Source organism: Leptolyngbya cf. ectocarpi LEGE 11479 (assembly GCF_015207065.1).
GTDB classification, from domain to species: domain Bacteria; phylum Cyanobacteriota; class Cyanobacteriia; order Phormidesmidales; family Phormidesmidaceae; genus Leptothoe; species Leptothoe ectocarpi.
In genome coordinates, this window is the sequence record NZ_JADEXP010000164.1 from 1 (window position 1) to 13,487 (window position 13,487).

Sequence of the window (13,487 nt, forward strand, 5' to 3'; positions counted from 1 at the left end):
CCCTTTCCCCTTTCCCCGTCCTCATGAAACACCACCTGCAAAACCTGCTGTTGTTTCTTCTAGGCCTCTGTTTGGTTCTAGTCGGTATGCCCGCGTTGTCACAAACCCTACCAGCCTCAGAGACACCTGCTGCCGCTATATCTTCAGTAGAACCTCTCTCAGCAGAACCGACAGAACTCATAGAACAAGGACAGGTCTTTTATCGGCAAGGGCAGTATGGACGTGCGATCGCAACCTGGCAAACCGCTCTAAACAATCCGGCTATCGATACCCCACAACAGGCAGCCATTTGGGCCTATTTGGCGTTGGCCTACCAGAAAACGGGACAATGGGAGGAGGGGGAGGGTGCGATCGCAAACAGCTTGGCTAGCCTAGACCGCCTACCCCATACCAGCGAACGTGCCCGCCTCATGGCCCAAACCCTAAACGCCCAGGGACAGCTAGCCTTTGCCCAAGGCCGCGCTGAAACCGCCTTTCAAACGTGGCAACAGACTACCGAAATCTATCAAGAGTTAGGACATCAGCCAGGGATTACCGGCAGCCTGATCAACCAGGCCCAGGCCTTAGAAACCATCGGTCACTATCGACGGGCTTGCCAAACATTGTTAGAGGCCATTGATCTAACTGAGCAAAGTTGCAATGTCATCCGCTCGGATGTGGCAACCATTGTTCAATCCTTTGAGCAGCAATCTGATGCCAATTTAAAAACATTGGGTCTGCGTAGTTTAGGCAACGTTCTGCGGCTGACCGGTCAGCTTTCTGAAGCACAACAGCTATTGGAACAAAGTGTCACCTGGGCTGATACTCAAGAGAACCCACAGCATAAACTTCTATCGCTATTGAGCCTGGGTAAAACAGAACAGGCGCTCTATGAACAAGCCGCCTATCGCTATGGACAAACGGGCTCCTCACAGGATGGATCTGTTGTAAAAAATCATGCAGAGACTGCGTTAGCCAGCTACACAGCAGCACAGACGATCGCTCAAAGTCTACCCAACCCAGACTTGCTGAGCCAAACCGCCATCCAGCATTTTGCGTTGCTCGTAAATCTACACCAGGGAGAGTTTCCTAAGAACTTTTTTCCACAGCTATCCACCCAGCTGCAAATCCAGTTCTCCCTGGTTAGACAGCTGCCCAGTCTGCCTCCCAACCGAGCCAATCTCTTCACTCAAATCAGCCTGGCAAAAAGCTATATTGCTCTCCAAAAATCTGAAAAGCCAACGGTAACACCCGCTATTACAAATATTGTTGAGCTTCTGAACCAGGTACAACAACAGGCTGTGGCCACTGGCGACACCGAAGCTCAGTCCTATGCCCTCGGTGTTTTAGGAGGGCTTTATGAACAGCTATCTGTGCAGCCCAACAACACCGAACTTTTACAGCAGGCCCAAACGCTAACCACTGAGGCACTGTCCTTAGCTTACCAGGCTGACCACATTGCCTATCAGTGGCAATGGCAGCTGGGGCGTATATATGCGGCTCAGGGGGCCACCGGTCAGGCCATTACCCATTACCAAACGGCCGCTGACACGTTGCAAACCCTACGACAGGATTTAGTCGCCATTGAATCCGGTGCGCAGTTCTCATTTAGAGATACGGTGGAACCCCTTTATCGTGAACTGGTGGCGCTGCGGCTCAATCAGGCTACGGTACCCCCATCGCAAACCAATCTGTTACAGGCGATCAAAGACATTGATGCGCTACAGCTGACCGAACTAGAAAATTTCTTAAGCTGTAACCTGACCCAGACCTTTACCCTGGGTGAATCCCAGCTCGATACCTCAACGGCCATTATTTACCCGATTATTTTGCCAGACCAGGTGGCTGTGATTGTCCGTTTACCCCAGTCAAACGAGCTGCAGTTTCACCGGGTGTCTATCTCTGAAACCGAGGTCACCCAAATTCTGACACAGCTGCGTCAACAGACTGAAAATCGATATCGCTCTCCCCTTTTCCTAGAGCGGGCTAAACAGCTTTACGACTGGCTGATCCGCCCCTTTGAGGAGATTTTAGCGCAGCAACAGATCAAAACCTTGGTATTTGTGTCAGACGGTGCTTTGCGCAATGTGCCGATGGCGGTGCTGTACAATGGCGAGCGATTTTTGATTGAAGACTATGGCCTGGCTCTGAGTCCAGGGTTACAGCTGCCGCAGTCCAAGCCATTGAGTCAGATTCGGTTGGATGCGATCGCATTTGGCCTATCTGATATCCGCCCAGACTTTGAACCCCATCAGGGCTTTGCTCCCCTCATCAACGTCGAGACCGAACTGGCCGCTATCAAAACCCAGGTATCCAGCCGTCAGTTTCTCAACCGCGACTTTACCACCTCTAACCTACAGACCCTGATGGGTGGAGACCGTTCTCCTGTAGTCCATCTAGCCACCCACGGACAGTTTAGCTCTGACCCCAACGAAACATTTCTACTAGCCTGGGATCGGCGTATTACCCTCAACGACTTTGGGCAAATTCTGCAGCGTCAGACTACGTCCGATATGACTGATATCGAACTCTTGATTCTTAGTGCCTGCAAAACCGCTAGCGGTGATAATCGTGCCACCTTGGGCTTAGCCGGTGTCGCGATCCAGGCAGGAGCGCTCAGCACCGTTGCCTCCCTCTGGTTTGTAGACGATCAATCAACGGCAGTACTGATGACGCGGCTATATGAAATTCTGGGAAATTCCACTGAGCAACTCACCCGTGCTGAAGCCCTCCGACAGGCTCAGCTTAGCTTGCTACATACCCGTGGTTATCAGGGTCCCTTTTACTGGGCTCCCTATGTTTTAGTGGGTAACTGGTCGTAGCTTTAAAGCTGCTCGCGTACCCACTGTCGAAAACTAACCTCTGCAGCAACCTCGTCAAGCAGCGCAGTTTCTAGAAATCTGTATAAGTCTTTTTTCTCGACAACGGGAAATGTCGGTGAACATGACTGCTCAACATAGGAACCGTTCTCTAAACGCAAAATCTTCCAATCCTGTCCATCAAAGCGCCAAAACTCAGGCACTCCCATCTTGGCATAGAGAGCATTCTTGTCGATGTCTGTATGGGTTATATCTACTTCGACAACTAAATCTGGCGGTGGATCAGCACGTAAATCGATTTCATGATCGGCGACTAAACCATAGTTTTGAATGTAATATCCGTCATCTGGTTCCGCACTTTTAAGAAGGTCTTCTCTATCCAGGGTGGTAGACCCCATGGTTTTTATTTTCAGGCCCAGCTCTACCACCAGAATGCGTATAAACAGCTCAATCAGTCGAGCTAGACGCTCATGGCTTTCTAAGGGCATTGTAATTTCTAGTACTCCGGCATCGTAGGTAAACCGGGCTCGAGTGCGCTCAGTCAGCAACTGCTGGATCTGTTTAAAGCCGTCCCAGTCCAAGTCGCGGAAAGCTATTCGCTTTTCACCAGTGGGTTTTACCGGAGATTTCAGATACATGCTGAGTTCTACCTACCAGGGACTTGCCTTTTATCCTATCTTATTCATCTTGATGGGATGGTGCGGCGGCATCACTCGCTAACCCTTTAGCAGCCTCATCGGTCTTGGCCGCCATAATGAAATCATTGCGGTGGAGGCCATTGAGCGCATGGGTCCACCAGGTGACGGTGACTTTGCCCCACTCGGTCAGTAGTGCAGGATGGTGCTGATCTGCTTCCGCCAGCTCTCCAACCTTGTTGGTAAAGTCTAGAGCTATCTGAAAATTGCTAAAGTTGTAGACCCTTTGTAGCTGTGGGACATCATTGGCAGAGATAATATCCCACTCTGGAATCTGAGGTTTGAGTTCCGCTACTTCCGCCTCACTGGCGGGGGGTACTTTCCCACTGCAGGGAATACATGTCTGTTCAGTTAGAGAAGTACTCATCTGCTGACCCATTGAACTGTAATTTACTGCAATCTTAACTACCTGCTCAATCAACTGCTGCAATCATTAAGGAGAAATGCGGATTCATATTACAAAAAAGTCTTGACTTACATAGAATTTAACAAATAACAACAATTTACTAATCTATATATTTTTCATAAGTTGTCACAAGTTCAGACTTCGTTACTGTTAGATGAAAGCTTATACTTCTTCGCCATCTCTGCTTTTTTTCTTGCCTTTTTGGCAGGTCTTGAGAAAACAAAATCTAGAAGCTCGTATAGTACTTCTAACGAAAGCAAGGCTTCATCTTGTTTTACTTCGATAATTTCTCCAGCTCTCAATTGGGGATGTGCTCCATAGTTCCCAATTTTTTGAACTGTTTCTAACATTTCAGACAATTCTCCACTTAGCCTCTTACTCTTGATGACTTGAGCAATTTGTTGATTTAAAGAATTATCACTCTTGACACCACACTGCAACCCTCGTCGGGCGAGGGCTGCACTTGCATTAGGACTATGCGGAAGAACTAACACTGCTTCCTGATAATCTTTTTGGAACTTATCTGGCACATCGCTTGGAATGTCAATTGCTTTGTTTGGAGGGGCAGGATATATCCACATCTCATGCCAATATTTGTAAGATAGATGTGGAAGTTCGGCACAATAGCCATGCATGTAAATACTTGAACGCTTGCTACATTTTTCACATTGAAGATGACCAGAAAAGCCTATGGCTTTAATCTCATCTCCTAGAGGAGCTGAAGAGTGAATAGGGAATGATCTAAGAGAATTTGTGTGCAACTTTAACAGCGCATTCTCTAAACAAATAGGACATACTTCATCAATATGATCCGGTACTTGAAATGTCTGATTACCTGTTCCCCAGACATTCCAAGTCCTAACCTTACGAGGTTCGAAAGCATGCATACGTAATGTATAACCACAACTACTGCGTGATTATTGTAACGAAATAGCTCCTTACTTTGCCGAGATTGCCTCTTTTTCTATCTTATCTTCCTCGACCTTAGAGACTACCCGGCCCTCATCTTCAAACCCTTTAATTTGGTCAAAGTTGAGATAGCGATACAGCTCATCAGCAAAGGGATCAATCTTCTTAGCAACAATCTCCAAATACTCATCCATATTCGGAATCCGCCCCAACAGAGCACAAGCGGCGGCTAGCTCCGCCGACCCCAGATACACCTGAGCCCCTTTCCCCATACGATTGTTGAAGTTACGGGTGGAAGTGGAAAAGACAGTCGCTCCATCTTCTACCCGAGCCTGGTTACCCATGCACAGCGAACATCCAGGCATTTCAGTCCGGGCTCCAGCGGCGGCAAAGGTGCCGTAGTAGCCTTCCTTGCGCAGCTGTTGTTCATCCATCCGCGTAGGTGGACAAATCCACAGACGACCTTTGACAGTGCCCGCGCCTTCTAATACTTTGGCCGACGCTCGATAGTGACCAATATTGGTCATACAGGAGCCGATAAAGACTTCGTCTACCTTATCGTCAACAACTTCCGAAAGGGCCTTAATGTTGTCGGGGTCATTGGGGGCTGCTACCAGGGGTTCTTTAATCTCATTGAGATCGATTTCAACCACCTCTGCATATTCAGCATCAGCGTCAGCGGTCATGAGACTAGGGTTAGCGAGCCAGTCTTCCATGGCCGCAATCCGCCGAGCTAGGGTACGGGCATCGGCATAGCCACGGGCAATCATGTTTTTCATCAGCGCTACATTGGAGCGCAGATATTCAGCGACGGTCTCTTCACTGAGTTTAATGGTGCAGCCCGCCGCCGAACGCTCGGCTGTGGCATCGGTGAGTTCAAAGGCCTGCTCTAGCTTTAGATCGGGCAAACCCTCCATCTCAATGATGCGCCCGGAGAAGACATTTTTCTTGTTTTTCTTCTCAACCGTTAGCAGACCTTTTTGAATAGCAACATAGGGAATGGCATTAACAATATCCCGCAGGGTAATTCCAGACTGAAGTTCTCCCTTGAATCGCACTAGAACAGATTCGGGCATATCTAAGGGCATGGCACCGATGGCGGCAGCAAAGGCGACTAGGCCGGAGCCTGCGGGGAAAGAGATGCCTAGGGGAAAACGGGTGTGGGAGTCACCACCGGTACCCACCGTATCGGGCATCAGCATGCGGTTGAGCCAGGAGTGAATAATGCCGTCTCCAGGCTGTAGGGCAACACCGCCGCGAGATGAGAAGAAATCAGGTAGGGTGGCATGGGTTTCCACATCCACCGGCTTAGGGTAGGCAGCCGTATGGCAGAAGGTCTGTAGGACTAGACCAGCGCTAAAACCCAGACAGGCTAACTCCTTCATTTCGTCGCGGGTCATGGGACCGGTAGTGTCTTGGGAGCCAACAGTTGTCATCAGAGGCTCGCAGGACATGCCGGGACGGACACCGGGGAGACCACAAGCTTTACCCACCATTTTCTGAGCCAAGGTGAACCCTTTGCCGGTATCGGTAGGAGCAGCGGGTCTGACGAAAACATCGCTGGGCTCTAACCCCAAGGCGGCACGTGTCTTGTCAGTGAGGGCGCGACCAATCATCAAAGGAATGCGTCCCCCGGCTCTAACCTCATCTAACAGGGTTTCGGGGGTGAGGCTAAAGGTGGAAATGACACTGCCATTTTTGGTGATTTCGCCTTTACTGATATTTATGGTGACGACGTCGCCCGTTTCCATTTGGGAGACGTCACACTCAATGGGTAGCGCGCCGGAATCTTCTGCTGTGTTAAAGAAAATGGGGGCAATCTTGCCGCCGAGAATATAGCCGCCTGTGCGCTTATTGGGCACATGGGGAATGTCGTCACCCAAGTGCCAGATGACGGAGTTCATGGCTGATTTGCGCGAAGAGCCAGTACCGACTACATCGCCCACATAGGCGACCGGGTTGCCTTTAGTTTTGAGTTCGGCAATCGTTTCCAGCGCATTGGGCATGCTTGATTCCAGCATTACCAGACCGTGTAGAGGAATGTCTGGGCGGCTGGTGGCGTGGGGAGCGGGGGACAGATCGTCGGTGTTGGTTTCGCCCGGCACCTTAAAGACGGTAATGGTGATACTGTCGGGGACTTCAGATTTGTTGGTGAACCATTCGGCGGCAGCCCAGGCGTCTATGACCTGCTGAGCGTAGTCGCTGCCTTTTTCATTACTTTTGGCCAGTTCAATGACATCGTTAAAGGCGTCGTAGACAAGCAGCGTTTTCTTGAGGGCGTCGGTGGCGGCCTGGGCGAGTTCGGCCTGATCTGATTTGAGCAGATCTACCAGGGCCTGAACATTGTAGCCGCCTAGCATGGTGCCGAGGAGCTGCACGGCTTTGAGTGGAGAGATGAGGGGGCTAGTGGCTTCGCCTTTGGCAATGGCGGTTAGAAAGGATGCCTTGACGTAGGATGCTTGGTCTACACCGGGGGGGATGCGATCGCAAAGTAACTGCATCAGAAACTCAGCCTCACCCCCAGGAGGATTCTTGAGTAGCTCACAAAGATCAGCAGCTTGCTCAGCATTTAACGGTAACGGGGGAATGCCCAATGTTGCTCGTTCATCTACATGCTGGCGATATTGTTCAAGCATCATGTTCGCTGCGCTACTATTGAGGACTAATCAATGCGTTAAATGCCTAAACTAATACAAGCTTTCGGCACGTCACTCTACCACTAAAGTATAGCGTTCTGATAGCGTTTTCGATTTTTATTTGGTCAATAAAAAATCAATGCGGCAGGTGTCCACATTGCCTTGCCACAATGGCTAATTTCCAATTTGTTATGGGAAAAAACAGTTATCTCGAAAACACTTTGCCTCAGCTACTTGTGGATGCACAGTGCAGTGTTGTGCAGGGGCTGGAAAATTGGCTTGACTGAAGCTCTCACGGATAATTTTGTTAGTGGCAAAATACACCTGCCAGTAGTCATCATTGTGACAGCAAGGCCGTACAGCTAGTAAGTGTTGTTACCGATGATTGTCATCACCATGGATAACGTGATGACAATCATCAGTAACAAACAAACCCACTTCATCAAATGTGCCTGCGATGCCAGCCGCCGTAATAAAGTCGCTGACCCTGAAAGGTCGTAAATCTAAACTTTTGAAAAGAGTGAGTCTGATCGAAGAAATGTTGCTACCATGCTGCTAAAAATTGAGAGGTCTAAACAGCTATAGCTAGCAATATCCAATTAATTAAGCTTTTTTCTACGCCCTGGTTCGTGCCTGATGTCGTAGCTTATAGGCTGCAGTCTATCGGCTATTCCCAAGACCTCAGTAAGGTCAGTAAGGTGAATTTCACAGTAGGCGACCATTATGGACAAATAGCCGCTACACTAACGGCTACATTTCAGATCGCTCATCGTTTTTAATCGTCATCCAGGTTTGAGGTTATTCCGTGTCCATCCCATCCCGTAAAAAGCAACCGGCTAAACGGCCAAAGAAGCCAGCTGTGTCAGGAACTAAAACACGTGGGCTTAGGGTACCGAAGTGGGCATGGCTAACCGTGGCATTGGCGAGTGTAGCGACGATTTCAGCTGGCACAGGGGCACTGCTGGCGGTTTCTATGAATAGTCAGCCGCTATTGCAAAGCCAGCTTTCACCTGAGGAGGCAGCGGTCTTTAGTGAAGGCGATCCCATTCTTTCGAACAGTAGCCTGCGCCTGCCTCGGCTAACGCGACCGGTCAATATTTTGGTGCTAGGTGTCAAGGTCTTAACCTCAGATCTTGACGATCCACTTGGGGAGGACGTGGGATATCATGCCCTCGTCAATTCGTTTGAAGGGTTGTCAGACACCATGCTCCTACTGCGGTTTAATCCGCGTACGGGACAGCTGGTGGTAATGTCGGTCCCGCGCGATACCCGCGCACTTGTCAGCGGTGTCTTGACTAAGATCAATGAGGCTAATCTGGATGGTGGACCGGCACTAACGGCAGAAGCTTTGAGTGATTTGCTGGGGGGCGTCGCCATTGATCGCTATGTGCGCATCAATGTGCAGGGCGTGGAGAAGCTGATTGATGCCCTGGGTGGGGTGACGGTGAATGTTCCGAAAGATATGAAGTATCAGGACGATAGCCAGCACCTGTATATCAATCTAAAAGCGGGTCGGCAAACGTTAGATGGCGATCAGGCACTCCAATTTCTCCGGTTTCGCTATGACAATCATGGTGATATTGGGCGGGTCCAGCGGCAACAAACCATGATGCGAGCCGTGATTGAGCAAACCCTTAACCCTGCGACCATTGCGCGGTTGCCCAAAATTTTATCGGTGATTCAGTCCCATGTGGATACGAATCTGTCGGTTGAAGAATTGGTGGCCTTGGTGGGCTACGGATCTCAGACTAGCCGTTCAGATGTACAGATGTTGATGCTGCCCGGCAATTTTAGTAGTCCCGCAGAGTACGAACTCAGTTATTGGCTGCCGAACTATGACAAGATCGATGGCATGGTACAGCAATACTTTGGTCTGGACTCTGTGCAGACCATGGAAGCTGCCAGCCCATCCTACCTGCGGGTGGTGATCCAAGACAGTACGGGGGACAATGTGGCCACCCAGTCTTTAGTGGATACCTTATACGATAGTGGCTACCGTAATGTCATTGTCGGTGAAGAGTTAAATGAGACCCTTCCAGAAACTCGCATCGTTGCCCAACGAGGAGATCGGGCTAGTGCATCAATGCTGCAGCAATTTCTACGGATTGGTGAGGTACGGGTGGAAAGTACAGGGAACCTCGACTCGGATATTACGATTCAGCTGGGTGAAGATTGGCTGGGTGAACATGGAGCTGCTCTTTAATGGCCCACAATGATCGCATCTATCAGCTGAAATTGACCCTAACGGATAGTGAACCGTCTATTTGGCGGCGATTGTTGGTAGAAGCGACAACCAGCCTAGACGAGCTGCATCGTATTGTTCAGATCGTCATGGGTTGGCAGAATGTATCGAACTATCATTACCGCATTGGCAAGCAGCGTTCTGACACTGAACCGGGTTTGTTGCAGATGCCTCTCAATGAAATCATCAGGGATGACCTAACTCGATTTTGCTACGTATATGATTTGCGGGACGGATGGTTTCACACTGTTGAGGTGGAAATGATTCTGCCGGCAGATCCCCAAGGACATTATCCTCACTGTGTTACGGGTGAACTCCGGTGCCCACCCGAGGGGTGTGGTGGTATTTGGGGCTATAACGAACTGTTAGAAATTCTTGATGACTCCCATGACCCCCAACATATGACCCGATGGGACGAGGTGGGGGGGGATTTTGACCCTGAGTACTTTGACTTGGATCTAGTTAATATGCAATTGCATTCTAGCTAAGGTGAGTCGGTCGATTATTGGTCATCGCTATGCTGAAATCCTGGGGCAGCCTGTTGCCAGCCCCGACGGATCTGCGGTCCCTGGAAACGTAGAAACCACTGGGCACGGGTGGCAAAGAGAGCCAGTTCCATGGGAAATGTGAACTGGATCAGTCCCTTGCGGCGCAGCGTGCTGATATAGGTATCAAACTGCTGTCTGAGTTCGCGCAATTCACTCAAGTACCAGTCGAGGCTGGCATGGCGTAGCTTTGCTGCTTTTTGGATACGATTGAGTTCGGTCTTAAATGTGGTCAGCGAGGCCATAAACACCTGGTCCCGCATCTGGTCTTGGAGCATATACTGCGTGAAAATATGGGTTTTGCTCAGTGATTTGTACTGCTCTTCAGCGATGCGCTGAGGCTGGCTGGAAAGATGTGGCATAGCGGGATTCTACGTCGGTGAAGTAATGGATGATTGGGGGGAGATGTCATCAGAGGGTGGCCAAATTTTAGCAAATTCGTTGTGAAGTGCGCGCTGTAGGCTGTCCTGATGACGGAAGGCGAGTTCCATCTGCAGGGCTGCTTCTAGAGGGAACCAGCCAACGTCGGTGACTTCACCTGTGCTGACTTGGGGAATTAAGGCGGGCAGCGGTGTTCCGGGTTTGAGGAATACCATTAACGGGTAATGCATGCCGACGTTTTGCGACCGGCGGGGGTCACTAAATATACGGCTGGGCTGGTCGAGGGAGCCCACCAGACGGTGGTGGGTTTTGATCTCCTGCAGGTCTAACCCCAGCTCTTCCCAAACTTCTCGCATGACGGCCCCGCCCAGGGTTTCGTCATAGTCTAGATAGCCGCCGGCCAGACACCATTTGCCGACCTCGGCGGGGAGGTCGGGACCACGCTTATTTAGGGGGACGTAGGCGCTACCGTCGCAAACGACCACTAAAATCGCGAGAACGGTAACGCTACGGCTAATCCAAAGCTCCTCATTGTCAACGGTGACACAGCGATTTGGCGTACTGGTGAATTTTGCCATACGTAAACCCTAGGGCTGGTCTGAGGTGGTTTGGTCGTTGAGATTAGTGGTTGAGATAGGCTGCGATCGCACTTTCGGCAATCTGGGCCATACTCACGCCTTGCTCGGCTGCGGCTTCTTTGAGCTGAACATACACATCGCCCGATATGCCCACCCGATGCCGACGGCGACCCGAGGCTCCTTTAGCGGGAACATAGGACGTGGAGAAGTCACGAAGGGCCTCAAAACCGATGCGATCGCAAAAGTCACCAAAGCTTTCCGACGGCTGCCGATCCTTTTTAAAGAAGGCCAGCATCGGCTCCAGGGTGGTCTCTAAATCGTCAATGTTCATTTTTTGCATGTAGGGCTGAGCCAACCGAATCTGATTGGGAGAGCCCCCCAGCCACAGCTGATAGGAATTGGGCGCGCTACCGACAAACCCCAGTTCCGCCATGTAGGGACGGGCACAGCCGTTGGGGCAGCCGGTCATCCGAATGACAAAGTGCTCTTGCTTTAATCCCATTTTGTTTAAGAGCGCCTGGATTCGATCCAAAATGCTGGGAATCACCCGCTCTGACTCGGTCACAGCTAGACCGCAGGTGGGCAAAGCCGGACAGGCCATGGCATAGCGGTGGAGCAGATTGATCTGGTCTTCGGGGTCAATGCCGTTGCTGCGGAGGATGCGATCAATTTCTGCTTTGTCCGCTGGCTCAATCTCAGTTAGCAGCAGACTTTGGTTGCTGGTCAGCCGCATAGGCAGCCGGTAGCGCAGCTGAATTTCCTTTAGAGCCGACTTGATTTTGAATGCCCCATTGTCATAGATGCGGCCATTTTCAATGTGGACGCCGAGGAACAGCTTGCCATCCCCCTGCTCGTGCCAGCCTAGATAGTCATAGAACTTCCACTCAGGCAGCGCTCGGTAGGGTTGAATTTTTTTACCAAAGTACTCTTCCACTTTGGTACGGAACTTGTCCACACCCCAGTCATTGATCAGATATTTCATCCGGGCATTGCGGCGCTGTACCCGGTTGCCATAGTCCCGCTGCGTCGCCACGATGGCTTTTAACAGGTCGTAGACATCGTCTTTGTCTACATAGCCGATTTCATCAGCTACACGGGCAAAGGTTTCTTCCTTATTGTGGGTGCGGCCCATGCCGCCGCCCGCTAGGACGTTAAAGCCCAGCAGCTCTTTATTGTCATCGACGATCACCACCAGGGTGACATCCTGGGTATAGGCATCGACGGAGTTATCCCCAGGGACGGTAACTGAGCACTTAAACTTCCGAGGCATGTAGTGGGTGCCGTAAATCGGCTCCACGCTGTCATGGACGATGGTGCCGTTACCATTGCGCTGGCGGGCAGCGACCACATCCGGATGCTCTTCACTGGTGACAGCCTTTTCCCCATCGAGCCAAATCTCGTAGTAGGCCGAGGTTTGAGGGGTGAGCAAGTCGGCAATCCGATCGGCATACTCCCGCGCATAGACATACTCAGGCTTGTCTTTAAAGGGGGCGGGCACCGCCATGACGTTGCGGTTGAGGTCACCACAGGCCCCCAAGGTGGAGCCCAGGCTGCGAATGATGGCCGCCATGGTGGCCTTCAGGTCTTTCTTGAGGATGCCGTGGAGCTGAAAGGCCTGTCGAGTCGTCGCTCGAATATTGCCATAGCCGTAGGTATCCGAGAGTTCGTCCAGGGTGAGGTAAAGCTCTGGAGACACCAGACCGCCGGGATTGCGGGTGCGCAGCATCATGCGATAATCCTTCTCCTGGCCCTTGACCCGATTATCCCGGTTGTCCTGTTGGTACGACCCATGGAATTTGAGGATCTGGATCCCCTCTTCAGTAAAATGAGTTGTATCTTGGGCAATTTCTGTGGCGACGGGTTCTCGAAGGAACTGGCTACGTTCTTTGATACCTTCGAGCTTAGAAACTTTTTTAGCGGTGGGCGTCGCAGCCTGAAATGCTTGCTTACTAGGAGAAATCGGACTTTGAACCATGATGCAGCGGTCGATAGCAGAACAGTAAACCAATAGATTCCGAAAAGCATGCAAGCGTAGGCAACGAGTGCTCAGCCGAATGTTTCGGGAAAGAACTAGCAAAGCTAATTGTAGTTAGACCGCTAGTCATTAGTCAGAATTACCAAGTAAATCGTTAGATTTTAGTTACCAAGGGATCGAGGATTGTATGAGATCCAAGAATATGCCTGAAAAAACGTTCCATGGAACGTCTGTACCTAGAAGACGATCTGATTACCCGGTAATCCGGTCGGGATTGTGGTGTATGTCCAATGGTATCACTGCTGACCAGTATGTGAGTGTT

The 13,487-nt window shown here is 50.6% G+C and carries 10 protein-coding genes; 3 read left to right on the plus strand and 7 right to left on the minus strand.

What is annotated here, in order from left to right; genetic code table 11:
* A partial coding sequence (locus IQ260_RS17100) for a CHAT domain-containing protein (protein ID WP_228016199.1) occupies window positions 1-2,801 on the plus strand: 2,801 nt, incomplete at its 5' end.
* Between the two features lie 2 nt (window positions 2,802-2,803).
* Here the strand turns inward: IQ260_RS17100 and IQ260_RS17105 are convergent.
* The 4 genes from IQ260_RS17105 to acnB all read right to left on the minus strand — a co-directional run bounded on the left by IQ260_RS17105 (window position 2,804) and on the right by acnB (window position 7,447).
* A complete protein-coding gene (locus tag IQ260_RS17105; RefSeq protein ID WP_193994323.1) occupies window positions 2,804-3,436 on the minus strand; it encodes a Uma2 family endonuclease in 633 nt (210 codons plus the stop codon).
* A gap of 40 nt (window positions 3,437-3,476) precedes the next feature.
* Entirely contained in the window at window positions 3,477-3,860 is a 384-nt protein-coding gene (locus IQ260_RS17110; RefSeq protein ID WP_193994324.1) for a 4a-hydroxytetrahydrobiopterin dehydratase, read from the minus strand.
* 173 nt (window positions 3,861-4,033) lie between these two features.
* Window positions 4,034-4,786, minus strand: coding sequence for a DUF4145 domain-containing protein (locus IQ260_RS17115; RefSeq protein ID WP_193994325.1), 753 nt, complete (start codon window positions 4,784-4,786; stop codon window positions 4,034-4,036).
* A gap of 51 nt (window positions 4,787-4,837) precedes the next feature.
* Window positions 4,838-7,447 carry a bifunctional aconitate hydratase 2/2-methylisocitrate dehydratase gene (gene acnB / locus IQ260_RS17120; protein WP_322744984.1) on the minus strand — a complete coding sequence of 870 codons (2,610 nt, stop codon included), beginning with the start codon at window positions 7,445-7,447 and terminating at the stop codon, window positions 4,838-4,840.
* 910 nt (window positions 7,448-8,357) lie between these two features.
* Between acnB and IQ260_RS17125 the strand changes: the two genes are divergently transcribed.
* The gene (locus IQ260_RS17125; RefSeq protein WP_322744985.1) at window positions 8,358-9,647 is read left to right on the plus strand and encodes an LCP family protein; all 1,290 of its coding nucleotides are present in this window, start codon (window positions 8,358-8,360) and stop codon (window positions 9,645-9,647) included.
* Window positions 9,647-10,174 (plus strand): plasmid pRiA4b ORF-3 family protein, encoded by a 528-nt coding sequence (locus tag IQ260_RS17130; RefSeq protein ID WP_193994327.1) that lies wholly within the window; start codon window positions 9,647-9,649, stop codon window positions 10,172-10,174. The genes IQ260_RS17125 and IQ260_RS17130 overlap by 1 nt, the downstream gene beginning before the upstream one ends.
* 14 nt (window positions 10,175-10,188) lie before the next feature.
* On the opposite strand, the gene IQ260_RS17135 is transcribed toward IQ260_RS17130, so the two are convergent.
* Genes IQ260_RS17135 through sir form a run of 3 tightly spaced genes read right to left on the minus strand, consistent with a single transcriptional unit; the run spans window position 10,189 to window position 13,165 of the window.
* Window positions 10,189-10,593: a hypothetical protein gene (locus IQ260_RS17135; protein WP_193994328.1), complete on the minus strand. Its 405-nt coding sequence runs from the start codon at window positions 10,591-10,593 to the stop codon at window positions 10,189-10,191.
* A gap of 9 nt (window positions 10,594-10,602) precedes the next feature.
* Window positions 10,603-11,190 (minus strand): NUDIX domain-containing protein, encoded by a 588-nt coding sequence (locus tag IQ260_RS17140; RefSeq protein WP_193994329.1) that lies wholly within the window; start codon window positions 11,188-11,190, stop codon window positions 10,603-10,605.
* Window positions 11,191-11,233: 43 nt separating this feature from the next.
* Entirely contained in the window at window positions 11,234-13,165 is a 1,932-nt protein-coding gene (sir, locus tag IQ260_RS17145; protein WP_193994330.1) for a sulfite reductase, ferredoxin dependent, read from the minus strand.
* Window positions 13,166-13,487: the final 322 nt, after the last annotated feature.

Bases quoted from the DNA above. Each gene is read 5' to 3' on its own strand.
- IQ260_RS17105 (WP_193994323.1), bottom strand. From the start codon at position 3,436: ATGTATCTGAAATCTCCGGTAAAACCCACTGGTGAAAAGCGAATAGCT.
- IQ260_RS17110 (WP_193994324.1), bottom strand. From the start codon at position 3,860: ATGAGTACTTCTCTAACTGAACAGACATGTATTCCCTGCAGTGGGAAA.
- IQ260_RS17115 (WP_193994325.1), bottom strand. From the start codon at position 4,786: ATGCATGCTTTCGAACCTCGTAAGGTTAGGACTTGGAATGTCTGGGGA.
- acnB (WP_322744984.1), bottom strand. From the start codon at position 7,447: ATGATGCTTGAACAATATCGCCAGCATGTAGATGAACGAGCAACATTG.
- IQ260_RS17130 (WP_193994327.1), top strand. From the start codon at position 9,647: ATGGCCCACAATGATCGCATCTATCAGCTGAAATTGACCCTAACGGAT.
- IQ260_RS17135 (WP_193994328.1), bottom strand. From the start codon at position 10,593: ATGCCACATCTTTCCAGCCAGCCTCAGCGCATCGCTGAAGAGCAGTAC.
- IQ260_RS17140 (WP_193994329.1), bottom strand. From the start codon at position 11,190: ATGGCAAAATTCACCAGTACGCCAAATCGCTGTGTCACCGTTGACAAT.
- sir (WP_193994330.1), bottom strand. From the start codon at position 13,165: ATGGTTCAAAGTCCGATTTCTCCTAGTAAGCAAGCATTTCAGGCTGCG.